22 protein-coding genes are annotated in these 24,579 nt (G+C 72.5%); 7 read left to right on the forward strand and 15 right to left on the reverse strand.

Features of this window, described 5'->3' with window-relative positions:
• Positions 1–78 precede the first annotated feature (78 nt).
• The 15 genes from ACWCWD_RS15255 to ACWCWD_RS15325 all read right to left on the reverse strand — a co-directional run bounded on the left by ACWCWD_RS15255 (position 79) and on the right by ACWCWD_RS15325 (position 18,073).
• Positions 79–2,679 carry a polynucleotide kinase-phosphatase gene (locus ACWCWD_RS15255; protein ID WP_450773138.1) on the reverse strand — a complete coding sequence of 867 codons (2,601 nt, stop codon included), beginning with the start codon at positions 2,677–2,679 and terminating at the stop codon, positions 79–81.
• Positions 2,676–4,187 (reverse strand): 3' terminal RNA ribose 2'-O-methyltransferase Hen1, encoded by a 1,512-nt coding sequence (locus ACWCWD_RS15260; RefSeq protein ID WP_450773140.1) that lies wholly within the window; start codon positions 4,185–4,187, stop codon positions 2,676–2,678. The genes ACWCWD_RS15255 and ACWCWD_RS15260 overlap by 4 nt, the downstream gene beginning before the upstream one ends.
• A 30-nt stretch (positions 4,188–4,217) precedes the next feature.
• Positions 4,218–5,162, reverse strand: a complete 945-nt coding sequence (gene mmuM, locus ACWCWD_RS15265; protein ID WP_450773142.1) for a homocysteine S-methyltransferase — start codon at positions 5,160–5,162, stop codon at positions 4,218–4,220.
• A 51-nt stretch (positions 5,163–5,213) separates the two neighbouring features.
• Positions 5,214–6,140 carry an LLM class F420-dependent oxidoreductase gene (locus ACWCWD_RS15270; RefSeq protein WP_450773144.1) on the reverse strand — a complete coding sequence of 309 codons (927 nt, stop codon included), beginning with the start codon at positions 6,138–6,140 and terminating at the stop codon, positions 5,214–5,216.
• A gap of 186 nt (positions 6,141–6,326) precedes the next feature.
• Positions 6,327–6,818 (reverse strand): DUF6099 family protein, encoded by a 492-nt coding sequence (locus ACWCWD_RS15275; RefSeq protein WP_450773146.1) that lies wholly within the window; start codon positions 6,816–6,818, stop codon positions 6,327–6,329.
• Between the two features lie 123 nt (positions 6,819–6,941).
• Positions 6,942–7,301, reverse strand: coding sequence for a nucleotide pyrophosphohydrolase (locus ACWCWD_RS15280; protein ID WP_450773148.1), 360 nt, complete (start codon positions 7,299–7,301; stop codon positions 6,942–6,944).
• Complete coding sequence (locus tag ACWCWD_RS15285; RefSeq protein ID WP_450773150.1) at positions 7,298–8,491, reverse strand: ATP-binding protein; 1,194 nt, start codon at positions 8,489–8,491, stop codon at positions 7,298–7,300. Before ACWCWD_RS15285 ends, ACWCWD_RS15280 begins: the two co-directional genes overlap by 4 nt.
• Before the next feature lie 55 nt (positions 8,492–8,546).
• Complete coding sequence (locus tag ACWCWD_RS15290; RefSeq protein ID WP_450773152.1) at positions 8,547–8,942, reverse strand: cell division protein SepF; 396 nt, start codon at positions 8,940–8,942, stop codon at positions 8,547–8,549.
• Between the two features lie 321 nt (positions 8,943–9,263).
• The gene (locus tag ACWCWD_RS15295) at positions 9,264–10,259 is read right to left on the reverse strand and encodes an MBL fold metallo-hydrolase (RefSeq protein WP_450773154.1); all 996 of its coding nucleotides are present in this window, start codon (positions 10,257–10,259) and stop codon (positions 9,264–9,266) included.
• A gap of 144 nt (positions 10,260–10,403) precedes the next feature.
• Positions 10,404–11,024 (reverse strand): hypothetical protein, encoded by a 621-nt coding sequence (locus ACWCWD_RS15300; protein ID WP_450773156.1) that lies wholly within the window; start codon positions 11,022–11,024, stop codon positions 10,404–10,406.
• 115 nt (positions 11,025–11,139) lie between these two features.
• Entirely contained in the window at positions 11,140–13,920 is a 2,781-nt protein-coding gene (locus ACWCWD_RS15305) for a cellulose binding domain-containing protein (RefSeq protein ID WP_450773158.1), read from the reverse strand.
• 278 nt (positions 13,921–14,198) lie between these two features.
• Entirely contained in the window at positions 14,199–14,969 is a 771-nt protein-coding gene (locus ACWCWD_RS15310; protein ID WP_450773160.1) for an SDR family NAD(P)-dependent oxidoreductase, read from the reverse strand.
• Positions 14,970–15,025: 56 nt separating this feature from the next.
• Positions 15,026–15,730, reverse strand: a complete 705-nt coding sequence (locus ACWCWD_RS15315; protein WP_450773162.1) for a TetR/AcrR family transcriptional regulator — start codon at positions 15,728–15,730, stop codon at positions 15,026–15,028.
• A gap of 245 nt (positions 15,731–15,975) precedes the next feature.
• A complete protein-coding gene (locus tag ACWCWD_RS15320; RefSeq protein WP_450773402.1) occupies positions 15,976–16,524 on the reverse strand; it encodes a MarR family winged helix-turn-helix transcriptional regulator in 549 nt (182 codons plus the stop codon).
• A gap of 184 nt (positions 16,525–16,708) precedes the next feature.
• Positions 16,709–18,073: an MFS transporter gene (locus tag ACWCWD_RS15325; RefSeq protein ID WP_450773164.1), complete on the reverse strand. Its 1,365-nt coding sequence runs from the start codon at positions 18,071–18,073 to the stop codon at positions 16,709–16,711.
• Positions 18,074–18,376: 303 nt separating this feature from the next.
• Here ACWCWD_RS15325 and ACWCWD_RS15330 point away from each other — a divergent pair, with 303 nt between their 5' ends.
• From ACWCWD_RS15330 to ACWCWD_RS15360, 7 genes are read left to right on the forward strand one after another with little or no spacing between them, the layout of a single operon-like run.
• A complete protein-coding gene (locus ACWCWD_RS15330; RefSeq protein ID WP_450773166.1) occupies positions 18,377–19,861 on the forward strand; it encodes an aldehyde dehydrogenase family protein in 1,485 nt (494 codons plus the stop codon).
• Between the two features lie 53 nt (positions 19,862–19,914).
• The gene (locus ACWCWD_RS15335) at positions 19,915–20,910 is read left to right on the forward strand and encodes a VOC family protein (protein ID WP_450773168.1); all 996 of its coding nucleotides are present in this window, start codon (positions 19,915–19,917) and stop codon (positions 20,908–20,910) included.
• Positions 20,907–21,704: an aspartate dehydrogenase domain-containing protein gene (locus ACWCWD_RS15340; protein WP_450773170.1), complete on the forward strand. Its 798-nt coding sequence runs from the start codon at positions 20,907–20,909 to the stop codon at positions 21,702–21,704. The genes ACWCWD_RS15335 and ACWCWD_RS15340 overlap by 4 nt, the downstream gene beginning before the upstream one ends.
• On the forward strand, positions 21,701–22,489 hold the full coding sequence (locus ACWCWD_RS15345; protein WP_450773172.1) for an alpha/beta fold hydrolase: 789 nt from the start codon (positions 21,701–21,703) through the stop codon (positions 22,487–22,489). The genes ACWCWD_RS15340 and ACWCWD_RS15345 overlap by 4 nt, the downstream gene beginning before the upstream one ends.
• A gap of 11 nt (positions 22,490–22,500) precedes the next feature.
• Positions 22,501–23,022, forward strand: coding sequence for a cupin domain-containing protein (locus tag ACWCWD_RS15350; RefSeq protein ID WP_450773174.1), 522 nt, complete (start codon positions 22,501–22,503; stop codon positions 23,020–23,022).
• Positions 23,015–23,770 (forward strand): SDR family oxidoreductase, encoded by a 756-nt coding sequence (locus tag ACWCWD_RS15355; RefSeq protein WP_450773176.1) that lies wholly within the window; start codon positions 23,015–23,017, stop codon positions 23,768–23,770. The genes ACWCWD_RS15350 and ACWCWD_RS15355 overlap by 8 nt, the downstream gene beginning before the upstream one ends.
• A gap of 19 nt (positions 23,771–23,789) precedes the next feature.
• The gene (locus ACWCWD_RS15360; protein ID WP_450773178.1) at positions 23,790–24,578 is read left to right on the forward strand and encodes an SDR family oxidoreductase; all 789 of its coding nucleotides are present in this window, start codon (positions 23,790–23,792) and stop codon (positions 24,576–24,578) included.
• The last annotated feature ends 1 nt before the right edge of the window (position 24,579 follow it).

Genomic DNA, 24,579 nt, shown 5'->3' on the forward strand with positions numbered 1-24,579 from the left:
CCGGGCGGCACCCCCTTCACCCCGCGAACGGTCCGCGGATCGCGGGGCGTGCGTCACAGCCGCGACGGCCCCGGTCCGCTACAGCCGGGGGTCGACCGGCTCCGACTCCAGCGCGAGGACCGCGAAGACCGCCTCGTGGACCCGCCAGAGCGGCTCGCCGTCGGCCAGCCGGTCCAGTGCTTCCAGACCGAGCGCGTACTCCCGCAGCGCCAGCGACCGCTTGTGGCCGAGGAAGCGGGAGCGCAGCCGCTCCAGATTGTCCGGGCGGGTGTACTCGGGTCCGTAGATGATCCGGAGGTACTCCCGGCCGCGCACCTTGACCCCCGGCTGCACGAGCCGCCCCTTGGCGTCCCGGACGAGGGCGCCGAGCGGCTTGACGACCATGCCCTCGCCGCCGCTTCCGGTCATCTCCAGCCACCAGTCGACGCCCGCGCGGACGGACGCCTCGTCGCCGGTGTCGACGAGGAGCCGGCGGGTGACCTGGAGCAGGCCGGTCGGGTCGTGCTCGACGAGCCGGTCCAGCCACCCGAGCTGCACGTCGTGCGGTTCGGCGGCGAGCGAACGCCCCCGCACCGCGAGGACCTGGAACGGTGCGAGCCGCACGCCGTCCAGCCCCTCGGTGTTCCAGCAGTAGCGCCGGTACGCCTCGGTGAACGCCGCGGCGTCCCCGGCCCGCTCCCGCTGGCGCCCGGCGAGAGAGGCCACGTCGACGCCCCGGCCCGCGGCGGCCTCCAGCGCGGCGAGCGCCGGCGGGAGGGCGGCACCGGCGGCGGCGCCCACGGCGGCGTACTGCGAGCGCAGCAGCCCGCCCGCCTTCAGCGACCAGGGCAGCAGCTCCGCGTCGAGCAGGACCCAGTCGGTGTCCCACTCCTCCCAGAGCCCCGCCGCGGTGACGGCGGCCCCGATCCGGCCGAGGAGCGTCCCGGTGAGCTCCGCGTCGTCCAGGAACGGCCGCCCGGTACGGGTGTAGAGCGCACCGGTCGGCCCGTCCGTACCGAACCGCTCACGGGCGGCGGCGGCGTCCCGGCAGACCAGGGCGACCGCGCGCGAACCCATGTGCTTCTCCTCGCACACGACCGTGGTGACGCCGTCCGCCCGGTACTGCGCGAAGGCCTCGGCCGGGTGCTCCAGGTACCCGTCCTCGTGGGAGGTGGCGGTCGGCGCCATGGTCGGCGGGAGGTACGGCAGCAGCCTGGGGTCGACGGCGAACCGGCTCATCACTTCGAGCGCGGCGGCCGCGTTCTCCTCGCGCACCGAGAGCCGGCCCATGTGGCGGGTCTCCACGATCCGGCGGCCGTGGACGTCCCCGAGGTCGAGCGGCCGGCCCTCCCTGCCGCCCGGCGCCTCGGTCGCCAGCGGCCTGACCGGCTCGTACCAGACCTTCTCGGCGGGTACGTCGACGATCTCGCGCTCCGGCCAGCGCAGCGCGGTCAGCTTGCCACCGAAGACGGCCCCGGTGTCCAGGCAGAGCGTGTTGTTGACCCAGGAGGCCGTGGGGACGGGGGTGTGGCCGTAGACGACGGCCGCGCGGCCCCGGTACTCCTCGGCCCACGGGTAGCGCACGGGCAGGCCGAACTCGTCGGTCTCGCCGGTGGTGTCGCCGTACAGGGCGTGCGAGCGGACCCGGCCGGAGGTGCGGCCGTGGTACTTCTCGGGCAGCCCGGCGTGGCACACCACCAGGTCGCCGCCGTCCAGCACGTAGTGGCTGACGAGCCCCGCGACGAACTCCGCCACCCGCGTGCGGAACTCCGGGTCGGTGCCGTCCTCGCGCTCCAGCTGCTCGATGGTCTCGGCCAGGCCGTGGGTGTGCTGGACCTTGCGGCCCTTGAGGTAGCGGCCGAGCTTGTTCTCGTGGTTGCCGGGCACGCAGAGCGCGTCGCCCGAGGCGACCATGGACATCACCCGGCGCAGCACCCCGGGGCTGTCCGGGCCCCGGTCGACGAGGTCGCCGACGAAGACCGCGGTCCGCCCCTCGGGGTGGCTGCCGTCCGTGTAACCGAGCTCGGTGAGCAGGGACTCCAGTTCACCGCTGCACCCGTGGATGTCGCCGATGATGTCGAAGGGGCCGGTGAGGTGGCGCAGGTCGTTGTACCGGCGCTCGCGCTCGACGGTCGCCCGGTCGGTCTCCTCCTCGCTGTGCAGCACGTGCACCTTGCGGAAGCCCTCGCGCTCCAGACCGCGCAGCGAACGGCGCAGCTCGCGCCGGTGGCGCTGGACGACGTGGCGCGGCATGTCCGACCGGTCGGGCCGCTTCGCGTTGCGCGCCAGGCAGACCTCCTCGGGCAGGTCGAGGACCACGGCCACCGGCAGCACGTCGTACTCCCTGGCCAGCTGGACGAGCTTTCGGCGGGCCTCGGACTGCACGTTGGTGGCGTCCACGACGGTCAGCCGGCCCGCTTCGAGGCGCTTGCCGACGATGTAGTGGAGCAGGTCGAAGGCGTCGGCGCTCGCACTCTGGTCGTTCTCGTCATCGGCCACCAGGCCGCGGCAGAAGTCCGAGGAGACGACCTCGGTGGGCTTGAAGTGGCGGTGCGCGAACGTCGACTTGCCGGAGCCGGTGGCCCCGATCAGCACGACGAGGGAGAGGTCGGGCACCGGCAGGGTCCGGGGCCTGGCTGTCGGCGGCCCCGCGTTGGCGCTGGTGGTGTCGATGCCGGTGTTGTCGTCGTGGGTGGTCATGCCGCCTTCGCCTCCTTCTCTCTCTCTTTCGTGTTCCTGTTCTCGCCGCTGTCGCTCGCGGCCCCGCTCTCGGCCGACGTGAACACCGCCATCTGGGTGGGCGGTCCCACCTCGGGGTCGTCCGGGCCGACGGGGGTGAACGCGACCGTGTAGCCGTAGCGGTCCGCCACGCCGTCCGCCCAGTCGCGGAACTCGGCCCGGGTCCACTCGAACCGGTGGTCACCGTGGCGGACGTGCCCCGCCGGGAGGGTCTCCCAGCGCACGTTGTACTCGACGTTCGGCGTGGTGACGAGTACCGTCCGGGGGCGCGCCGAGCCGAACACCGCATACTCCAGCGCGGGCAGCCTCGGCAGGTCCAGGTGCTCCACGACCTCGCTGAGCACCGCCGCGTCGTATCCCCGCAGCCGCTTGTCCGTGTACGTGAGGGAGCCCTGCAGCAACGCGACCCGGCGGGACTGGCGTTCGCCCATCCGCTCCAGCCTGAGCCGCCGCGCGGCGATGGTGAGCGCGCGCATCGACACGTCGACCCCGAGGATCTCGGTGAACCGCACGTCCTTGAGCAGCGCCTGGACCAACTGCCCCTGCCCGCAGCCGAGGTCGAGCACCCGTGCCGCCCCGGCACCGTGCAGCGCGGACAGGATCGCCTCGCGCCGCTGCTGCGCGAGCGGCACCGGCCGCTCCGGGGTGTCCGTGGCCTCGTCCACCGCGTTGTCCACGCTCTCCACGTCGAGGTCGTCGGACTCCGCGAGGCGTACGAGTTCGAGCGCCTGCTCGGCCTGGCGGGTCAGCCCCCAGCGGCGTGAGAGGTAACGGCTGGTGATCAGCCGGTGCTCCGGGTGCGCGGCGAGCCATCCCTCACCGGCCCGCAGCAGCTTGTCCACCTCGTCCGGCGCCACCCAGTAGTGCTTGGCGTCGTCGAGCACCGGCAGCAGGACGTAGAGCTGACGCAGCGCGTCGGAGAGCTTCAACTCCCCTTCCAGTACGAGCCGTACGTAACGGGAGTCGCCCCACTCGGGGAACCGTTCGTCCAGCGGTACGGGCTCCGCCTCCACCCGTGCCCAGCCGAGCGGCCCGAACAGTTTCGCCACCAGCTCGGCGCCGCCCCGCGCGGGCAGGGCGGGCACCTCGATCCGTAGCGGCAGCGGTGCGGCGGCCCGGTCGGGCATGGCGCGGCAGTCGCCCCGCAGCGCCGACTTGAAGACGGTCGTCATGGCCACCGACATCAGCGAGGAGGCCGCGTACGGGCGGTCGTTGACGTAACTCGCGAGCGCCGCGTCGGGAGCTCCGCCCCGCCCCTTCCCCTTGCCGCGCCGGACCAGCGCCACCGGATCGACCTCCAGCAGCAGCGCGGCCGTGCACCGCTCGGGGGACGCCTCGGGGTAGAAGACGTGCGCCGTGCCGTGCGAGGTGGAGAACGTCTGCGCCTTCTCGGGATGCTTGTGCAGCAGGAAACCGAGGTCGGTCGCTGGGCGTTCCGGGGTTCCAGTCGTACTGATCGTCATGAACACCTGTCCGAGTATGGGCGGGCCGGGCCCTCCTCACCAGGGATTTTCCGCGCCCCCACCCGTCTCCGGCGCGTGGTCCAGGGCGTGGCCCAGCGCGGCGATCCGCTCCGGGCCGACCCTGCAGCAGCCGCCGACCAGCCGTGCGCCGTGCCGCGTCCAGGTGCGTACCCGTTCCGCGCCGCCGTACGTGCTCGCGCCCGTCCACCGCCGCGCCCGCGCGTCCCACCGCTCCCCGCTGTTGGGGTAGACGACCACCGGCTTGCCGGTCGCCTCCGCCGCGCACCGGACCGCGCCGTCCGCCTCGGCGGGGTCGCAGCAGTTGACCCCGACCGCGATCACCTGGTCGTTCCCGGCGGCCTCCGCGAAGGCCTCCCGCAGCGGCTGCCCCGCCCGGGTCAGCCCGCCCGCGACGGTGTACGAGAGCCACACCGGGATTCCGGTGCCGGCGACCGCCCGGAGCAGCGCCCGCGCCTCGTCCGTGTCCGGCACCGTCTCCAGCGCCAGTACGTCGGGCCCGGCCGCGGCCAGCGCCTCCACCCGGGGGCGGTGGAAGCGCTCCAGCTCCTGGACGGAGAGGCCGTACCCGCCCCGGTACTCGCTGCCGTCCGCGAGCATCGCCCCGTACGGACCGACCGAGGCGGCCACCCAGGTCTCGCGTCCCGGGCGGTCGCCCGCGCGGCGGGCCAGCTCCACGCTCCGCGCGAGCAGCTCCCGCACCCGGCGGTGTCCGATCCCCCGGCGGGCGAACCCCTCGAACGTCGCCTGGTAGCTGGCGGTGATGAGTACCTGTGCGCCCGCCCGTGCGTACGCGGTGTGCGCGGCTTCGATCTGCTCGGGCGCATCCGCCAGCAGCCTCGCCGACCACAGCGCGTCCGACAGCTCGCACCCCTGGGCCTCCAACTGGTTGGAGAGCCCTCCGTCGAGCACCACCGGGCCCTCGGCGAGGGCGTCGGCGAGAGATCTCCGGACGGGGCGCACAGGTACTCCTTCTCCTCCTCCGCGTTACCTACGGCTCAGCGGCTCATCGGCTCAGCTGCTCAGCTGCGACTGGACCTGCGAGGAGATCAGTTCCAGGTGGTCCAGGTCGTCGAGGTCGAGGACCTGGAGGTAGATCCGCGAGGACCCGACCGCCGCGAACTGGCCGATCCTGTCGACCACCTCGGCCGGCGAACCGGCGAGGCCGTTGGCCTTCAGCTCCTCCACGTCCCGGCCGATGGCGGCGGCCCGGCGGGCCACCTCCGCGTCGTCCTTGCCGACGCAGACCACGAGGGCGTTGGAGTACACCAGGTCGTCGGGTCCGCGCCCGGCCGCCTTCGCGGCCTCCCGCACCCGGCCGAACTGCTTCTCCGTGTCCTCCAGCGAGGCGAACGGGATGTTGAACTCGTCCGCGTACCGCGCGGCCAGCCGCGGGGTACGGACCGCGCCGTGTCCACCGATCAGCACCGGCACCTTGGGCTGGGCCGGCTTGGGCAGCGCGGGCGAGTCGGTGAGCTGGTAGTAGGTGCCGTCGTAGCTGAAGGTCTTGCCGATCTCGGTGGCCCACAGACCGGTGATGATGGCGAGCTGCTCCTCCAGGCGTCCGAACTTCTCCTTCGGGAAGGGGATGCCGTACGCCTTGTGCTCCTCCTCGAACCAGCCCGCGCCCAGTCCCAGCTCGACCCGCCCGCCGGACATCTGGTCGACCTGGGCGACCTGGATGGCGAGCACCCCGGGAAGGCGGAAGGTCCCCGCCGTCATCAGCGTGCCGAGGCGGATGCGCTTGGTCTCGCGGGCCAGGCCCGCCAGCGTGATCCAGGCGTCGGTCGGGCCGGGCAGGCCGTCACCGGCCCCCATGCGGAGATAGTGGTCGGAGCGGTAGAAGGCATCGAACCCGAGGTCCTCGGTGGCCTTGGCGACGGTCAGCAGGGTGTCGTAGCTCGCCCCTTGCTGGGGCTCGGTGAAAATGCGCAGATCCATGGTTCCATCCTGCCTCTTCCCGCCCTGCTCCCTTCGCGCGGCTCCCTCCGCGCCGCCTCCGCACGGGCCGTCCGCGCCGCCTCCGCACAGGCCGTCCGGGCCGGGGTCGCTGTCCCCGGCACCGCGCGGCACCACCTGCCACCGCCCAGGGGCCCGCGAGCCCGGCACGACTTCGACCGTGCGGCCCTATCCCCGGATCGCGCCGTACGGACCGTCCCGCTCCCTCGCCCGCTCCCGCGCCTGTTCGGCGAGGCGGCCGAGCATGCCCCGCACCCGGTCCATCGACTCGTCGGCGGCGTCTATCGCCTCGATGCACTGCCAGTAGAGGGTGTCCTCGCCGGTGTCGCAGGCGACCCCGACGAGCGCCATGCCCGCCTCGCCGAGAAGCAGCGCCAGCCCGTCGAGGGTGCGCGACACGTCGGCCACCTCCGTGAGGCGGGCCGCACGCGCCTGCCCGGGCAGGTACACCGGCGAATCCGGCGCGGACCAGTCCCTCCCACCGATCTCACCGAGCCCACGCGCGTCACCGCGTAACTCGGCGGGCCCGGCGACGGCCAGCCGGTCGCCGATGGCCCGCGCCAGCGCCTGGGCCTGCCATGCCTCGGTCATGATGTCCGCCGCGCCCCGGCTCTCCGCCAGCGCGCGCCGTCCGATCTCGACCAGCCGTTCCGCTTCCATCCGATCCCCCGTCACTGTGAAAACCCGGTCACTCAGTCCATTACCCACAGTGAGTGAGGCGGTACCGAAAGGACAGAGGAATTCGGAAATCTGTGGATACGAAGACGATTGTGGATAAGTCGATCACTCCGAAGAGTGATGCTCAGGGGCCTCGGACCGCCCGGGCACCGGAAAACGGGTCTCGTTCCGGTCGATCTTCGCCGACAGCGCCGCCAGCGCATCCACTCCCAGCACCTCGCAGAACTGGAGCAGATAGGCCAGGACGTCGGCCACCTCGTCCTCCACCCGGTGCGCCGTCCCCGGGTCACTCATCACGGCCCCGGCCTGTTCCGGTGTCAGCCACTGGAAGATCTCCAGCAGTTCGGAGGCCTCCACGCTGAGGGCCGCCGCCAGGTTCTTGGGGGTGTGGAACTGGCCCCACTCTCTGGATTCGGCGAAGGCGGCGAGCCGCCGCTGGAGCTGTGCCACATCGAGTTCGTTCACCCGGACAGGTCTACCACTGTCGCGCCCTCGGCCCGGCCGGCCAGTGCCGCGCCCGACTCCCCCACCGTGCCGATCATCCGCAGGTGCCCGTCGGCGCAGATCCCGGCGGCGAGCCGGATCAACTCGCCCGACTGGCGCCCGTCGAGCCCCCGGTCGAACCCGTCGGTCAGCACGGTGAGGGCACGCATGGCCCAGGGGATCTCGTCCGGGGTGTTCACCTCCAGCACGTGGGGCCCCGTCAGCAGGACCAGTGCGAGGGCGAGATAGCGGAGCTCGCCGTCGCCGAGGCGCCCCATCGGGGTGGTGCGCCCGGCGCCGCGCCCCACCAGGGCCTCCACCGTGCCGTCCGCCAGGTCCCGGGTGGTCAGCCCGGTCACCGGCCCCGCGCACCCCGCCGCCGCGGTGGCCACCAGCCGGGCGTGCCGCTGCGCGCACTGCGTACGGGTCCGGGCGAGCACCGCGGCGAGGTTGTCGCAGCCGGGGCGGAGCCGCCCCTCCCCGGCGCGGGCCGGTCCGCGCATCCCCCGGGGCAGCGGATCGCAGGGGAAGGCGGAGTGCAGGCCCACCACCACCTGCTCGGCGGCGGCGAGTACGCGTAACTGGCCCTCGGTGGTGCCGGCCACCCGCAGCGGCAGCAGCGCCGTGGCGAGTCGGCCGTCCGGGAGGGGGGCCCGGGTCACCGGCACCTGGCCCGCCGTGTGCCAGGCGGCCTGCACGGTCGGGCGGCGCGGGTCGCGGAGCGCGGTGCTGAGCAGGGTCTGGCCGTCCGCCGTGAGCCGCTCGCCCACGATCCGCAGCGAGGGTTCGGCCTGGACCGCCACGTCGAGCCTGACCGGCCCCGCCGGACCGTCCACGGTGCAGCCGATGCGGAACCCGCGCCGGCCCTCGGCGTCGGCCACCGCGCGCTCGGGCACGCAGGAGACGGGGTCGGGGAACACTTCCTCCAGCGCGTCGCCCGCGCCGAGCCGGGCCAGCGCCTCGTAGGCCCGCAGCGCGGACGAGGTACCGCTGCCGCTGGGGCCGGTGAGCAGGGTCAGCGGCGCCAGCGGCAGGGTTCGGCGCCAGTGCGAGGCGAAGGCGGCCAGCCGCAGTTCGGTGACGACGGGGCGGACGGGACGGGCCGGGGCGTCGGGAGCGGCGCGGGGCGGGCAGACGCGGGTGACGCCCGGAGGAGGGGCTGTGGTGGTCATGCCGGGACCGTACGCACGGCTTCGGCGGGCGAACCGTTTTGCCCGGACGAGCTTCCTACGATTGAGGGATGCCCGCCGGGGTCACCCCCTCCACCTCCATGCCGATCGGCGCGAGGAGGAAGACGTTCCGGTCCACCCGGTGCATGCCGCTGCCGAGTCCGAAGACGACCCCGCTGCTGAAGTCGAGAATGCGCTTGGCCACGTCCGTCTCGGCCGCCGTCAGGTCCAGCAGGACCGGGACCTGTGCGACGAGGTACTCGGCCACCTCGCGGGCGTCGGAGAAGACCTGGACCCTCAGCACCACCAGTCGGCGCTGCTCCTCGGCGCTCTCCTGCGGAACCGCGCCGTGGTCGACCCGGGAGGGCCACTCGTTGCGGCCCCGCAGCGGTACCACCTGCGCCAGGCCCTCCCACTGTGCGTCAGTGGCGTCGTACCTGTCGTACCTGCTCACAGGGTCACCTCGTCCGTGTGCCGGTCGACGGTGCGCCGGCTGCGCTCGCTGTTCATCGGCCAATCCTCTCGTTCCTCACCCGTTCGGCCCACCAGCGACACGGCCGGGAATCCGATCCTCCGGATCGGCTCCGCCGCGTACCGGGTCGGCTCTGGCCGCGGCATCAACGTAGCCGGAGAGGCCGGGGCCGATCCAGTCGCCCTGCGCGCGGGCGGACGGACGGGCCGGGCGGGCGTACGGCGGGGCGGACCGGCCGGGGCCGGGACGGATGGTCCCGGCCGTGACCGGGGCGGTCGTCCGACCGGGTGCGCGGCTTCGGGATCAGGTGCGGGCCGGTCCGACCAGTCCCCGCTCGATGTCCTGTGCCAGCGAGGCGACTTCGAACATCACCTCGAACACGCCCGTCTGCTCGGAGTTGTTCAGATGCCGGTACTCGGTGCCGACCGTCACGGCCAGCCGCTCGGGCAGGCCCAGGTCGGGGTGGCGGCCCTCGGCGACGATCCGGCGGGCCGCCTCCGGTGCGGGGATTCCGGCCGCGTGGAAGGCGTGGGCGCGTGTCCGCACGTGGCCGAGGTAGTCGATGTGGTCACGGACTCCGGCCGGGCCGAGCAGCGGCCCGTGGCCCGGCACGATCGTCTTGGCGCCGGTGGCCAGGACGCGTTCGCACGCCTCGATCACATGGGCGAGCGGACCGGCCCAGTGGCACGGGTGGTCGCCCGGCCGCTCGGGCGTGGAGCCGAAGATCACGTCTCCGGTGAACACCGTTTCGTGGTCCGGCAGATGGACGATCAGGTCGCCCGCGGTGTGGGCGGGCGGCAGCGCCGTGATCCGTATCGGGTGGCCGTCCAGGGTCAGTTCGAGCTCGCCGGTGAAGTACGTGGTGGGCACGACGGGTTCGGTGTCCGACCAGTCGAAGGGCCCGAAGTGCCGGGCCAGATACGACCCGAGTGGTGTCTCCGGGTCGCCGGAGGCGATCAGGGAGTGCTGCTGCTGGGGGGTGGGCTCGAAGTGGATGTGCTCGCGGGCCCCGCGCGTGACGATGATCTCGGCGTCCGGTACGACCCCGGCGCCCCAGAAGTGGTCGCCGTTGGCGTGGGTGACGATCACCCGGTCGATCGACACGCCCTCGGGCAGCCGTTCCTCACTCGCCGCGAGGAACTGCCCGGCCAGCGCCCGGTCGTAGGGGGTGTCGATCCACAACGCCCCCTTGGGCGAGGCGAGCAGGCCGCAGTTGGCCAGCCCCCAGCCCCTCTCCGGCGGCAGCCAGACGTACAGTCCCTGGCCCAGGTCGACGATGTCCCCACCCGTGATCGGCATGGTGCGATTATGCCGCGCGCCCGGGGCGGGCCGTGCACCCCGTCGGGGAATTCGGCACCCGCGCATGACGGGGGGCCGGGTGGCTTCCACGGCCTCCCGGCCCTCCTGGTGGTGGAATCAGGCGTTCCCGTTCGCCGTTCCGTGTCAGGACTCCTCCGACTCCTCGAAGTAGGCGTCCAGGACCACGTCGAGCTCCTCGGGCCACTCCTTGAGCCGCTTCCGGCTCTCCGCGACCACCTCGGCGTTGAACCAGCGGCGCGAGGAGACGTGGACGGTGAGGGTGAACCGGCGGGCGAGGCCGGCCGTCTTCACCTCGACCGCGGAGACCTCGGACCAGTCGAAGTCGGCCTCCTGGTCATCGAGCGTGAACCGGATTCCCGCCCTGTCCACGCGGATGGACCCGCGCCGGTCGCTGATCTCGAAGGCCGGCGTGCCGGACACCTCGGCGTCGGCGTCGTCGGTGTCGGCCGAGTCGGCCGAGTCGGCGTCCGCCGTCGGCTCCGTACCGGCCGCGTCGGGCCCGCCGGTGGCGTCCTCCGGCTCCGCGTCCGCCTCGGCGGAGTCGGAGGGTACGGGCTCCGCCGTCGGCACGGCGTCCTGGATGTCGGCCTCCCCGGCGGCGCCCGCCGCCGCGTTCACCGACGTGCCGGCCTCGTCGTCGCCCTCCGTCCGCACCGGAACAGGGGCCGTGAGGCCGGGAATGTACGCCGGGTCGGTTCCCGCGGCGAACTCGGGCTTCGTCTTCGCTTCTATGCTCTGCTCCACGGCGGGCAGTATGGTCCACGAACCTGTACGAGACCAGTCACGCCCCTCCGGCGCGACTCGGAGCGGGGAAAAGCGTCGCTTCCGCGCGGAGGTACGCGCGGAAGCGACACTCACCTCAGCTGCCGAGGGTGCAGCTCTTCCCTCCCAGCGTGAAGGCGCTCGGCGTGCCGTTGCTCCCGGTCCAGCTGCCGGTGAAGCCGAAGGACGCGGAGGATCCGACCGCGAGCTTGCCGTTCCAGCCGGCGTCGGTGGCCGTCACCGAGGTGCCGGACTGCTGGACCGTCGCGTTCCACGCCTGGGAGATCTGCTGCCCGTTGGAGAAGCTCCAGGCGAGTTTCCAGCCGTCGATCGCCGTGTCGCCGGTGTTGGTGAGGGTGACGTCGCCCTGGAAGCCGCCGGACCACTGGTTGGTGATCTTGTACGTCACCTTGCAGGCCGCACCGGCGGGGGTGCCGGGGTCGGTCCCGGGGTCCGTACCCGGATCGGTCCCGGGGTCCGTACCCGGGTCCGTACCGGGGTCGGTGCCCGGGTCGGTGGTGCCGGTGTCGCCCGCCGCGGAGTCGCCGTAGAGGATGCCGCGGCCGTTGGTGGAGACGTACACCCGGCCGAAGATCCGCGGGTCACCGGTGATCGCGCCGCCGGTCCAGCCCCACTGGTGCGCGTCGTCGTTGATCCGGGTCCAGCTCGCGCCCGCGTCGGTGGACCGGAAGATGCCGCGCACCCCGCCGATCTTCGCACTGGTGAACAGGGTCTGGTACGAGGCGCCTTGGGCCGCCTTGCCGAATCCGATGGAGTCCGCCTGCGCCACGTTGGACAGCTTGGTGAAGGTGGCGCCGGAGTCGGTGGAGTGCCACAGGCCGTACGTACCTGTGGTGGCGCCGCCGGCCAGCCAGACGTCGCCCTCGATGCCGGGGACGGCCTTGAAGCGGACGTTGCCCTCGGCCGGGAGGCCGGTGGACGGCTTCGCGGTGAAGGTGGCGCCGGAGTCGGTGGAGACGTAGAAGACACCGGACTTGTAGCCGTAGAACTTCTTCGGGTTCTTGCGGTCCGACTCCACGGTGGCGCCGGCCGGGATGCCGGTGGAGGCCGTCCACGAAGAGCCGAAGCCGGTGGTGCGGTACACCCCGGTGCCCGCCGGGCTCCACACGAAGGAGCTGCCGTCCGCCGCGGCCGCGACCGTGCCGCCGCCGGTGACGCCCGAGGGGTCGGTGCCGCCGAACCAGTTGGCGCCGTTGTCGGTGGAGAACGCGACGTGCGGGGCCGCGTCCGCGTCACCGACGCGCACCACGGTGTTGGGGGACGCCTCGGCGAAGTCGAGGCTGGTGGAGGAGGTGAAGTTGGGCGAGGTGTACATCATCGCGGGCACGGCGTCGAGGTTCGTGTGCCGGAAGCCGCCGACGTCGAGCAGCGCGCTGAGCAGCGGGGCGCCGGAGGGCGGGGAGGCCAGGTCGTTGACGGCCGTCTCCTCGATCCCCTTCACCATGGGCGTGATCGTGAACTTGCTGCCGGTGTCCCAGTTCTTGAGGTTCTCGGTGCCGTAGAGCGTGGCCCCGGTCCCGTACATCATGCGGTTGGAGTCGAACGGGTCGATCTCCAGCGACTCCGTCATCCAGCCCAGCTTCGGACTGGTCTCGGGCGGCGAGGGGTTGGCGCCCCAGGTGAGCCAGGGCACCGAGGAGACGTCCTGGGTGTAGCGGGTGGAGCGGTTGGGGTAACTCGTGTACTCCCAGGCGGTGGTCCAGGTCGCGCCGCTGTCGGTGGACCGGAAGATCTGGGTGTCCGGCCACCAGGAGCTGTAGGCGGTCGCCATCAGCGTGCCGGGCTTCTGCCGGTCCACGGTGAGGCCGCTGAAGCCGTAGTAGGTGTCGGCCTCCGCGACCGGGCTGACGTCGAGCCAGGTGCCGGTGGCGGTGTCGTAGCGGGCGATCTTCCCCTTGCCGCCGTCGTACGGGCCGCCGGTGTCGCTCAGCGAGAGGTAGAGGTAGCCGGTGCCCTCGTCGAGGACGCCCTTGTGTGCCAGGTAGCCGGTGGGCTGTCCGGCGATCCGCGTCCAGGTGGCGCCCGCGTCGGTGGAGCGGTAGACGGTGTTGTCCTTGTCCGCCACCCCGACGTAGATGTTCTTCGTCGCCGTACCCGAGGTGCCGCCGCGCCCGTCGAACGTCACCCAGGTGATGCCCTGGTTGTCGTTGCCGTAGCCGCTGGTGTCGGTCGGGTCCTGGGAGTAGTTCCCGGGGTTGGTGAAGGAGGTGACCTTCGACCAGGTGGCGCCCGAATCGGTGGACCGCCAGAGGCCGTTGCCGCTCGGGGCGCCGAGGTAGAGCACCGAGTTCTTGTGCGGGTCGACGGCGAGCCGCTCACCCATCCCGCGCCCGGGCATGTTGCCGCCGAGCTTGAAGGGGAGCACCGACGTCGTCCAGGTGGCGCCCCGGTCGGTGGAGCGCAGCACCGCGCCCTTGTTGGGGTCCCAGTCGTTGGTGTACGTCCCGGCGGCGACGTACACGTTGTTCGGCTGGACCGGGTCGGAAGCGAGGCTCACCACACCGGTGTAGCCCCAGTGGTCCCAGTCCACCGCGTCGAGCAGCGGCTTCCACTGCTTGCCCGACTGGTCCCAGCGGTAGGCCCCGCCGATGTCGGTACGGGCATAGGCGAGGTTCTTCTCGCTCCGGTTGAAGATGATCCCGGGGACGAAACCGCCGCCGTCGACGCGGACGTTCTTCCAGGTGTACGAGTCCGCCGCCAGGGTGGTGGCCGACGACAGATCGGATGCTTCCGCCGCGGCGGCGACGGTCCCCGACGTCCGGGGCTGCGCCACCGAGGGGGTGGCGATGCCCGACAGGCCTGCTGACAGGGCGAACACCGCCAGCAGGGCAGCAAAGGGTCTGGCTCTCAAGCGCACGGAAAAGTCCTCTCCGAGCTGGACCGCCACACGGGTGGCAGTGGGCCGATGCGGGTGGTGGGAGCGCTCCCAAACGCAGCCCGATGGTAGCGGCGCACGGCATCGCGGAGAAGGGGTGGGACATGAGGTCATCGGATGAATTCGCGGACGGTGGCACGGAGTTGGCTGCGCACGCACCGTCACCCGCACGACCGGCAGGTGCGGTTCCCGGCATTCCGGTCCGGGGAACCGCACCTGCTCCGCGAGGGCCGGCCGTCGGCGCGGCCGACCCCCGGGGGTCAGCGGCTGGTGTAGCCGGCGTCCACGTGGATGACCGAGCCGGTGACGTACGACGCCTGGTCGGAGGCGAGCCACAGGCTGGCCTGGGCGACCTCACGGGGCTGGCCGAAGCGGTTCAGCAGGCTGAGCTGCGGCGCGTACTCCTCCTCGGTGAAGCCGAACTGGTCCAGGGCACCGCGCAGCATCGGGGTGTCGATGGCACCGGGCGCGACCGCGTTGACGCGGATGTTCTGCGCGCCGTACTCCATGGCGGCGGTCTTGGTCAGGCCGTTCACGCCGTGCTTGGCGGCGACGTAGGCCGGGTTGGCGGGCTGCGGGCGGAATCCGCTGACCGAGGAGATGTTGACGATCGAGCCGCCATCGCCCTGCGCGATGAGCTGCTGGAGCTCGTACTTGAGGCAGAGCGCGGTGCCCTTGAGGTCGACCGACATCAGGCGGTCCCAGTAGTCCTCGTCGAACTCCGCGGTGAACTTGTCGTCGGGGGTCAGCGCGGCGTTGTTCACGGCGACGTCGAGCCGGCCGAACGCGGCCACGGTGGCGTCGACCATGCCCTTGACCTGGGCGCTGTCGGCGATGTTCACCTGGTGGAAGACGGCGGTGCCGCCGGCCGCCTCGATCTCGGCGACGACCGCGCGGCCGCGCTCCTCGTTCAGGTCGGCCGCGACCACCTTGGCACCGGCTTCGGCGAACAGGATCGCGGTGGCGGCGCCCATGCCCATGGCGGCGCCGGTGACGATGGCCACCTTGCCTTCGAGTACCGGGAATGTCATGTCTGTACCTCTTTCTTCGCCCCGCGCCCCGGCAATGGGACGCGGGAAGTCTTGCGTCAGCCTTCCGGCGGACCGCCCGGGTCCGGCGCGCAATCGCGACCGGCACCGCTCCGGTGGGCGACGAGCGCCTCACCGATCAGCAGGTCGAACGCCTCGCGCACCTGGTGGTCCAGCTCTTCGGGGCCGCTGTCCACGTCCCCGGCCCACCGGTGCAGCGCCCCGGCCAGTACGCCGGCACCCGCCGCGACCACGACCCCGGGGAGCGGGTCGGCGGCCGGGTCGACACCCATCCGTTCGGCCAGGACGCGCACCGAGTCGGCCTGCGCGTCGATCCTGATCCGCTGATAGGCGGCGAACAGCGCCGGCTCGTCGTCGATCAGGGCGAACACCGCGCGCTCCTTCGGCCGGCTGTGCCAGGCCGCCTGCGCGGGATCCTCCAGCCAGGCCAGCACGGCCGCCCGGAAGGCGACCAGCGGCGGCTCGGCCGGAGGCCGGACGCGGAGCAGCTCATTGATCCGCAGGCCGTCCGCGCGGGTGAACCAGAGAGCCGCTTCCTCCTTGCCGGAGAAGTGCCGGCTGAAGGTGCGCCGGGTTACCCGTGCGCGCTCGGCGATCGCGTCGACACCCAGCGCCGCCAGCCCCTGTTCCAGGAGCAGGTCGACAGCGGCCTCGGCGAGCGCCTCGCGGGTGCGCAGGGTCCTGTGACGCCTGCGGTCCTCGACGACACCGTCCGTACCGGAATGGGGCTCCCTTGCCTGCATGACCTCAGCGTATACCCAAATGTCCCGAGGGGACATTTGTTGGCCGAGAGGTCGGCGCGAGGAACCGGTACCACCCCCACCGGAGGATCCGGCCCCGTTCGCGGACCTACGAAAGCCCCGCCACCACGGTCGGGCAGCGGGGCGAGTGCGGTCGGGCGGCGGGGCGAGTGCGGTCGGCCGGGCGCGCCGGACCGCCGTGTCTACCGGGCGAGTGCGGTCGGCGGGGGCCCACCGGACCGCCGTGTCTACCGGGCGGACTCCTCCGCCGGCTCCTCGTCGGAGTCGAGGATCGAGATCTCCAGCTTCCGCAGCAGCACGGCCAGCCGGCGCCGCTCGGCCGGGGAGAGCCCGGCGAGCATCCGGTCCTCGTTGTCGAGGTGCTCGGAGAAGACGGTGTCGACCGTGGCGAGGCCCTTCTCCGTGAGCCGGGAGTAGACCACCCGACGGTCGTCGGCGACCCGCTCCCGCACGATGAGCCCGTCCTTCTCCAGGCGGTCGATGCGCAGGGTGACCCCGGCGGAGGAGACGAGCCCCGAATCGGCGAGCTGACCCGCCGTCAGTCGATAAGGGGCGCCCGCACGCCGCAGCGCGGTCAGGACGTCGAACCCGGCGACGGAGAGACCGTGGCGCTCGATGGAGGCGGTGAGGCGGGTGCTGTAGCGGAGGAACGAGCGATGGAGGCGTGCGAGGACTTCCAGGGGGCTCGTGTCCAGTTCGGGCCGCTCGCGGGCCCAGTCCTCGATCACCTTCGCGACGGCGTCGCGGTCTCCAGGCCTCGGTGCGGCCATCGTCATCACCTCGTACGGCTCGTGCCGATTTATCACGGTGCCGAGAATCTTACTGCTGAGACGATGGGGGCGGGGACGGGTGATCACGGAGCCGCCGCACGGGTTTGGCGGTCGGGACGACGGCGGGGCCGTCGCACGGGCCCGGCGGTACGGCCGACCGGGGCCGGTCCGCGGTCCGGCCCCGCCCGCTTCACGCGTTCAGCTCCTCCAGCGTCCGCCCCTTCGTCTCCACCGCGAACCACGCGATCACCGCGCCCACCGCCGCGACCAGGGCGAGTTGGGCGAAGACGAGGGGGAGGCCGCCGCCGGAGCCGATGACCGCGCCGACGGTGATGGGGCCGAGGATGACTCCGACGCGGTTCCACAGGCCGCCGAAGGCCGCGCCCTTGGCCCGGTTGGAGGTGGGGTAGAGCTCGGGCGAGTAGAGGTAGAGCGCCGCGTTGATGGCGTAGAGGAAGAAGGTCGTGCAGGACGCGAAGAGGGCGACCTGGCCGCCCGAGGTCGCTCCGGCCAGGGCGAGGACGCCGAGCGACAGCACCGTGCCGACGAGCGCGCCGACCAGGGCGGGCCTGCGGCCGACGCGGTCGATGAGGAGCGCGACGACGAAGGTGCCGAGCAGGCCGGTGACGTTGCTGACCAGGGTGTAGACGAGAGCCGTGGTCAGGTCCAGGCCGAATTCCTTGGTGTAGAGCGACGGCAGCCAGGTGGAGATGCCGTGGTTGACGTAGTAGGCGACGAACCACAGGCCCGAGAGCACGGCCGTGCGGCGCAGGTACCTGCCGCGGAACAGGTCGGCGAGCCGGCCCTCGGTGACGTCCTCGGTGGTGCTATCGGTGGCCCGGGGCAGCGATTCGGCGGTGGAGCGGACGACCTCGGCCTCGATGCGCGCGAGGGCCGCCTCGGCCTCCTCGGTACGCCCCCGGGCCAGCAGCCAGCGCGGTGACTCCTCGACCTGGCGGGGCAGGACTGCGGCGATCACCACGGGCAGCGCGCCGCCGACGAACATGGCGCGCCAGCCGAGGTGGGGCACGACCCAGACGGCGATCAGGGTCGCCGCGGCGAGGCCGGCGGGGAAGATCATCTCGTAGAGCAGGACGAACCGGCCGCGCTTGTCGGAGCGGGCGATCTCGTTGATGTAGGTGGCGGCGACGGGCACCACGCCCCCGATGCCGAGCCCCTGGACGAAGCGGAAGAGCGAGAAGGTCTCGATCCCGCCGGAGAGGGCGACGGCGAGGCTGGCGAGGCCGGTGACGGCTACGCCGAGGCCGACGGTGCGCACCCGGCCGATCCGGTCCCCCAGCCAGCCGGCCGCGAGTGCCCCGAGCAGCATGCCGACGGAGGCGGAGGTCACCGCGAAGGTGGCCTGGCCGGTGGTCAGGTGCCACTGCTTCGTGAGGACCGGCAGCGCGGACGCGGCCAGCAGCTGGTCGAACGCCTCGAAGAAGGTGACGGCGCCGATCAGGAACCGGACCTTGACGTGCCAGCGGGAGTGCGGCAGCCGTTCGAGCCGGGCGGAGATGGAACCAGAGGCCTGCTTGCCGGCCACAGTCGTCATGGGGGTCCTTCCGCGGATGACAGGAGTTCCCGCGACCCTAGGGTGATGTACCTAAGCGGTCAATGATTAAGCCCTTAGTAATCTCAACGTAACGCGACAACACCGGCGTTCACATCTCGACAGAACAGGCGATCGGAGCAGCCGGAACGAGAAGTTCCGGGAGCGGGGTCTTGCGCGAATAAATTTAAGCGCTTAGATTTCTAGCACTTCGACACCCCAGGTGGACCGAGTGCGCCGAGCGCCTTCGCACCTGGATCGCGTCCGCAGGACCCATCCGAAATCCCGCCGTCCGGAGGTCTCTTCGTGCCCCCCTTCTCCACCGACATCCTGGTCGCGGGCGTGTGGCGGCCCGGCACGGGCGAGCCCGTCGCCACCGTGGACCCGGCGACCGGCCAGGTCCTCGCCACCGTCGTCTCCGCGTCCGCCGCCGATGTCGCCGAGGCGGCCGAGGCCGCCGCCGTGGCGGTGGAGGACCCGGCCTGGCGGGACCTGCTCCCCCACGAGCGCGCCCGACTCCTCCACCGGATAGCGGAGTTGACCGAGGAGGCGGCCGGTGAACTCTCCGCGATCCAGACGGCGGACACCGGGAAGACCCTCGCCGAGACGCGGGCCCTCGCCCTCAGCGCGGCCGGCACCTTCCGCTACCTGGCCGGTGCGCTGGAGACCGCCGAGGACACGGTCACCCCGTCCCGGGGCCCGTACGTCACGGTGAGTACGCACGAGCCGATCGGTGTCGTCGCGGCGGTCAACCCGTGGAACTCCCCCGTCGCCAGCGACGCCCAGAAGATCGCCCCGGCGCTCGCCGCGGGCAACGCGGTGCTGCTCAAGCCCGCGGGCTGGACCCCGCTGGTCTCCCTCGCGCTCGGCCGCCTGATCACCCGGGCGCTGGAGGAGGCCGGACTCCCCACCGCGCTGCTCTCGGTGCTGCCGGGCAGCGGCCGGGTGGTCGGGGACGCGGTCGTACGTCACCCGCTGGTCGGCCGCATCGGCTTCACCGGCGGTACGGAGACAGGGCGCTCCATCGCGAAGGCCGCGGCCCAGAGACTGATCCCGGTCTCCCTCGAACTCGGCGGGAAGTCGCCGACCGTGGTGCGTGCCGATGCCGATGTCGAACAGGCCCTCGCCGGGGTGCTTTTCGGGATCTTCTCGTCCAGCGGCCAGTCCTGCATCGCCGGTTCGCGGCTCTTCGTCGCCCGGGAGATCTACGACTCCTTCGTCGGTGAACTGGTCGAACGTGTCGCCAAGTTGCGTGTCGGACCCGGTACCGATCCGCGGACCCAGGTGGGGCCTCTGGTGCACCACCGCCACCGGGACTCGGTCGCCGCCTACGTGGATCTCGCCCGCTCCGAGGGCGCCCGGGTGCTCTGCGGCGGCGCGGTGCCCGAGGGCGAGGAGTACGCCGGGGGCGCCTACTACCTGCCGACCGTGCTGGACGGCCTGCCGAACACCTCGCGGACCTGCCAGGAGGAGATCTTCGGCCCGGTACTCGTCGCCCTCCCGTACGACGACGAGGACGACCTGGTCCGCCAGGCCAACGACTCGGTCTACGGCCTGGCCTGCGGAATCTGGACCCGCGACCACCGCGCCGCCGCACGGATCGCCCGGCGGGTCCAGGCCGGCACCGTCTGGATCAACACGTACAAGCAGTTCAGCGCGGCCACCCCGTTCAGCGGCTGGAAGGACAGCGGCCTCGGTACGGAGAAGGGGCGCGACGCGATCCGCGCGTACCAGCGCCAGAAGTCCCTGTACTGGGGCACCTCCGAACTCCCCCTCCCCTGGGCGCTCTGACGGACGCCTCAGGGCGTGCCGCCGAACTACCCCACCGCCCCCTGGAGACACTCATGCACCAGCCACCGCCCGGACCGGTCGCCCGGCTCCGCTCCCTGCGCTACGTCGAGCTGCACACGCCCGCCTTCTCGGAGGCCGCCGACTTCTACGAGGAGGTCTGGGGCCTGGCGACCGTGGAGTCGGACACCGGTGCGCGCTGGCTGCGGGGCACGGGCGACGAGCACCACGTCCTCCACCTGACCGAGCGGGACCGGGTCGGCCTCGGCCGCCTCGCGTTCGCCGTGGCCACCCCCGCCGAGGTCGACGAGGCGGCCCGCCGTCTCGAAGCGCGGGCCATCGTGCCGGTGTTCGGGCCGGGTCCGCTGGAACAGGTGGGCGGTGGCTACGGGTTGCGCTTCACCGACCCCGAGGGGCGGCTGATCGAGATCAGCGCCCAGGTCCACGCGGTCACCCCGCGCGGCCGCGAGGAGGCCGTACCGGTCGGCGTGACGCACGCCGTGCTCAACACCACGGACATCGACGCGGCGGTGGCGTTCTACCGCGAGGTGCTGGGGCTGCGGGTCTCCGACTGGTCGGAGCACCAGATGGCGTTCCTGCGCTGCAACGCGGACCACCACTGCATCGCGTTCAACCAGGCCGAGTGGACCTCGCTCAACCACGTGGCGTACGAGATGAGTTCGGTCGACCACTTCATGCGGGGCATCGGCCGGCTGCGCCACCACGGCATCACCCCGCAGTGGGGCCCGGGCCGCCACGGTCCGGGCGACAACACCTTCTCGTATTTCACCGATCCCTCCGGGCTGGTCTGCGAGTACACCTCCGAGGTCGCCCAGATCGTCGAGGACGCCTGGATCGCCCGGGTGTGGCGGCGGGTCCCGGAGCTGTCCGACCTCTGGGGGACCGCCGGGGCGCCCTCGAAGGAGATCCGCTGCCACATGGCCGGAGCGCCCGATCCCGGCCCGCTCGCCCCCGTGGACGCCCTGCCGACAACCGATTCACCCGCACCCGCACCCGCACCCGCACCCGCACCGAAGGAGACCGCCGCATGAGCGCCGTACGCAAGGTTGGCCTGGTCGGCTGGGGGGCCATCGGCCGCGTGGTCGGCACCGCTCTCGCCGAAGGCCGGGTGGCGGGGGCCGAGTTGGCGTGCATCGTCGACAACCGCCCGCTGGGTGAGGCCGCGCCCGCCCGGCAGGTCTCCTTCGAGGAGGCCCTGGAGCTCTGCGACCTGATCGTGGAGGCGGCCGGGCAGGGCGTCGTCCGCGAGTGGGGCGAGCGTGTCCTCGCCTCCGGCACCGACCTGCTGATCGCCTCCAGCGGGGCGCTGACCGACGAGGACCTGGCGAAGCGGCTGCTGAACACCGGGCCCGGCCGGGTGTACTTCACCGGGGGCGCGGTCGGCGGGCTCGACCTGCTCCAGGCCGCGTGCTCGCTCGGCCCGTTGGACGAGGTCCGCCTCACCACCACCAAGCTGCCGTCGACCCTCGAACAGCCGTGGATGGACGAGGAGTTGCTGACCCGGATGCGGACGGCGACGGGACCGGTCGAGGTCATGTCCGGTACCGCGCGCGATGTCCCGGTCAAATTCCCCAAGTCGACGAACGTGGCCGCCTCGGTCGCGCTGGCCGTCGGCGACCTGGACACTGTGCGGGTCCAGGTCGTCGCCGATCCGGCGGCGCACCGCACCCGGCACCTGATCGAGGCGTCCGGCCCGCACGGCTCGTACCGGTTCGAGGTGGCGCACCGGCCCGACCCCGAGAACCCGGCGACCAGCCAGGTCGTGCCGTACGCGGTGCTGCGCGGCCTGGCGGCGCTGGCCGGCCGCAGCGGGCAGATCCTGTGACCGCGCCCGTCGCCGTCCACGTGGCGGAGGCCGGGGAGCGGGGGCCGCTGCTGCTCTGCCTGCACGGCATCGGCTCCTCGTCGGCGGCGTTCGCGCCGCAGCTCGCCGAACTCTCCGCGCACGCCCGGGTGGTGGCCTGGGACGCCCCCGGGTACGCGGCCTCGCCCGACCCCGAAGGGCCGCTCACCCTCGACGACTTCGCGGACGCGGCGGCCGGGCTGATCCGGGAGCGGGGCGGCAGCGCCCACGTCCTCGGCGTCTCCTGGGGCGGGGTGATCGCGCTGCGCCTCGCGACCCGCCATCCGGAGCTCGTGGCGTCCCTGATCGTCGCCGATTCGAGCGCCGGCTCCGGCACCGATCCGGCGAAGGCCGAGGGGATGCGCGCCAGGGCCGCCGAGCTGGCGGAGCTGGGCCCGCGCGCCTTCGCCGAGGCCCGCGGCCCCCGCCTGGTCTCCCCCGACGCGCCGGACGAGCTGGTCCGGCGGGTCGTGGACACCATGGCCGCCTCGGTCCGGCTGCCCGGCTACGCACACGCCGCCGAGTCGATGGCCTCGGCCGACCTGCGGAGCGAGCTTCCCTCCGTCGCCGCGCCCACGCTGGTGCTCTGCGGCGACCAGGACCGGGTCACCGGCGTCGACGCGAGCCAGGTCATCGCCGGGGCCGTCCACAAGTCCGCCTACGTGATCGTCCGCGACGCCGGTCACCTGGCCAACCAGGAGCAGCCCGGGCACTTCAACGCCTGGGTGCTCGCCCACCTCCGGATCACCGCGTCCATCCCCGAATAGGAGCTCTTCCCATGCCGCTCACCACCACCGCGTACGACAACGGCGACGACCTCTCCGCGTACACCGACTCGCTCATCGCCTCCAAGGAGTCGCGCGTCGCCGACTTCGACACGCTGTCCTTCCAGGAGAAGGCCGGCCCGCAGTACCGGCGCGGCCAGATCCGTTACGTCGGCTCCGGCGCGACCGGCGACCACGAGGGCGACAGCCGGATCATCCCGTCCGGCGGGTTCACCTTCTCCAACATGCTGCTGCCCCCCGGCGCCGAGGGCCCGGCCCACACCCACCACGACGTCGAGGAGGCCTTCTTCGTCCTGGAGGGCGAGGTCAAGGTCGGCATCCACCGCGGCCCGGACGAGGCGGAGTACCGCACCCTCGGCTACCGCGACATGATCGTCGTGCCGGCCGGGGTGACCCGCTCGCTGAAGAACGAGGGCGACACCGACGCACTGTTCTGCGTGGTCATCGGTACCCAGAAGCCGCAGGTGCCGTCGTACCCGGAGTACTCCCCGATGCACGGTGTCACCCGTGGCTGACCGTTCCCCGGACGGCGTGCGCACGGTCGTCGTCACCGGTGCGGGCCGTGGCCTGGGACTGGCCATGGCCCGCCGGGCGGGCGCCGACGGCTTCCGGGTCGTCGTCGCCGAGCTGGAGCGGGAGCGGGGCGAGCGCGCGGTGGCCGGGCTGCGCGCGGAGGGGACCGACGCGCACTTCGTACGGTGCGACGTGGCCGATCCCGCCTCGGTGGCGGACCTGGCCGGCGCGGTGCGCGAACTGGGTCCGCTGTACGGCCTGGTGAACAACGCGGCGCTCGCCAACGGGGTGGGCGGCAAGGAGTTCTGGGACCTCGACGTCGAGGTGTGGGACCGGCTGATGGCCGTCAACGCCCGCAGCCCGTGGCTGGTGTCGAAGGCGCTGTACCCGCTCTTCGGCCCGGTGGGCCGGATCGTCAACCTCGCCTCGGACGCGGCGCTCTACGGCTCGCCCCGGCTCGCCCACTACATCGCCTCGAAGGGCGCGGTCATCGCGCTCACCCGGGCGATGGCGCGGGAGCTCGGCGAGCGGGGGATCACCGTGAACGCGGTGGCCCCCGGCCTCACCGAGTGCGAGGCGACCGAGACCGTGCCCGCCGAGCGCCACGACCTCTACCGGGCGAACCGGGCCATCTCCCGGCCGCAGCGGCCCGACGACCTCACCGGGATCGTCTCCTTCCTGCTCGGCGAGGAATCCCGCTATCTGACCGGACAGGTGGTCGCCGTCAACGGCGGCTTCACCATGAACTGAAGCGCAGGAGATACGAACCATGGATCTGGGCCTCGCGAACCGCACCTACGTGGTCACCGGCGGCAGTTCGGGCGTCGGCCTGGCCACGGTCCGCGCCCTGCTCGACGAGGGCGCCGACGTGGCGACGTGCGGACGCGACGCCGCACGGCTGGCCGCGGCCGCCGACGGACTCGGCGCCCGGCCCGGCCGGCTGCTGACGGAGGTGTGCGACGTACGGGACGCCGAGGCGGTGCACGGCTTCGTCCAGCGGGCCGCCGAGGAGTTCGGCGGCGTGGACGGACTCGTCAACAACGCGGGGCAGTCCCGGATGAAGGGGCTCGACGACTCGACCGCCGAGGACTGGCGGGACGAGCTGGAGCTGAAGTTCGCCGGGGTGCTGCACCCGTTGCGGGCCGCCCGCCCGTATCTCGCCGCCTCTCCTGCGGCGAGCATCGTCAACATCAACGCGGTGCTCGCGAAGCAGCCGGAGACCCGGCTCATCACGACGAGCGCCGCCCGCTCCGGCATTCTCAACCTCTCCAAGTCCCTGTCGGTGGAGCTGGCCGGCGACGGCATCCGGGTCAACTCCGTCTGCCTCGGGCTCATCGACACCGGCCAGTGGACCCGCCGCCACACGGCGGCCGGCACCGGGCAGTCCTACGAGGACTGGCAGGCGGAACTGGCCGCCGACCGCGGGGTTGCGCTCGGCCGGCTCGGCCGCGCCGAGGAAGTCGCCTACGCCGTGGTCGCGTTGCTCTCGCCCCGCGCCTCGTACATCACCGGCACCGCCATCGACGTCTGCGGCGGCGTCGGCCGTTCCATCCTCTGAG

This window comes from Streptomyces sp. NPDC001493 (assembly GCF_053597235.1).

Excerpts from the sequence above, each read along its gene's own strand:
- ACWCWD_RS15255 (WP_450773138.1), bottom strand. The coding sequence starts at position 2,679 with ATGACCACCCACGACGACAACACCGGCATCGACACCACCAGCGCCAAC.
- ACWCWD_RS15270 (WP_450773144.1), bottom strand. The coding sequence starts at position 6,140 with ATGGATCTGCGCATTTTCACCGAGCCCCAGCAAGGGGCGAGCTACGAC.
- ACWCWD_RS15275 (WP_450773146.1), bottom strand. The coding sequence starts at position 6,818 with ATGGAAGCGGAACGGCTGGTCGAGATCGGACGGCGCGCGCTGGCGGAG.
- ACWCWD_RS15285 (WP_450773150.1), bottom strand. The coding sequence starts at position 8,491 with ATGACCACCACAGCCCCTCCTCCGGGCGTCACCCGCGTCTGCCCGCCC.
- ACWCWD_RS15295 (WP_450773154.1), bottom strand. The coding sequence starts at position 10,259 with ATGCCGATCACGGGTGGGGACATCGTCGACCTGGGCCAGGGACTGTAC.
- ACWCWD_RS15310 (WP_450773160.1), bottom strand. The coding sequence starts at position 14,969 with ATGACATTCCCGGTACTCGAAGGCAAGGTGGCCATCGTCACCGGCGCC.
- ACWCWD_RS15315 (WP_450773162.1), bottom strand. The coding sequence starts at position 15,730 with ATGCAGGCAAGGGAGCCCCATTCCGGTACGGACGGTGTCGTCGAGGAC.
- ACWCWD_RS15320 (WP_450773402.1), bottom strand. The coding sequence starts at position 16,524 with ATGACGATGGCCGCACCGAGGCCTGGAGACCGCGACGCCGTCGCGAAG.
- ACWCWD_RS15325 (WP_450773164.1), bottom strand. The coding sequence starts at position 18,073 with ATGACGACTGTGGCCGGCAAGCAGGCCTCTGGTTCCATCTCCGCCCGG.
- ACWCWD_RS15335 (WP_450773168.1), top strand. The coding sequence starts at position 19,915 with ATGCACCAGCCACCGCCCGGACCGGTCGCCCGGCTCCGCTCCCTGCGC.
- ACWCWD_RS15340 (WP_450773170.1), top strand. The coding sequence starts at position 20,907 with ATGAGCGCCGTACGCAAGGTTGGCCTGGTCGGCTGGGGGGCCATCGGC.
- ACWCWD_RS15350 (WP_450773174.1), top strand. The coding sequence starts at position 22,501 with ATGCCGCTCACCACCACCGCGTACGACAACGGCGACGACCTCTCCGCG.
- ACWCWD_RS15360 (WP_450773178.1), top strand. The coding sequence starts at position 23,790 with ATGGATCTGGGCCTCGCGAACCGCACCTACGTGGTCACCGGCGGCAGT.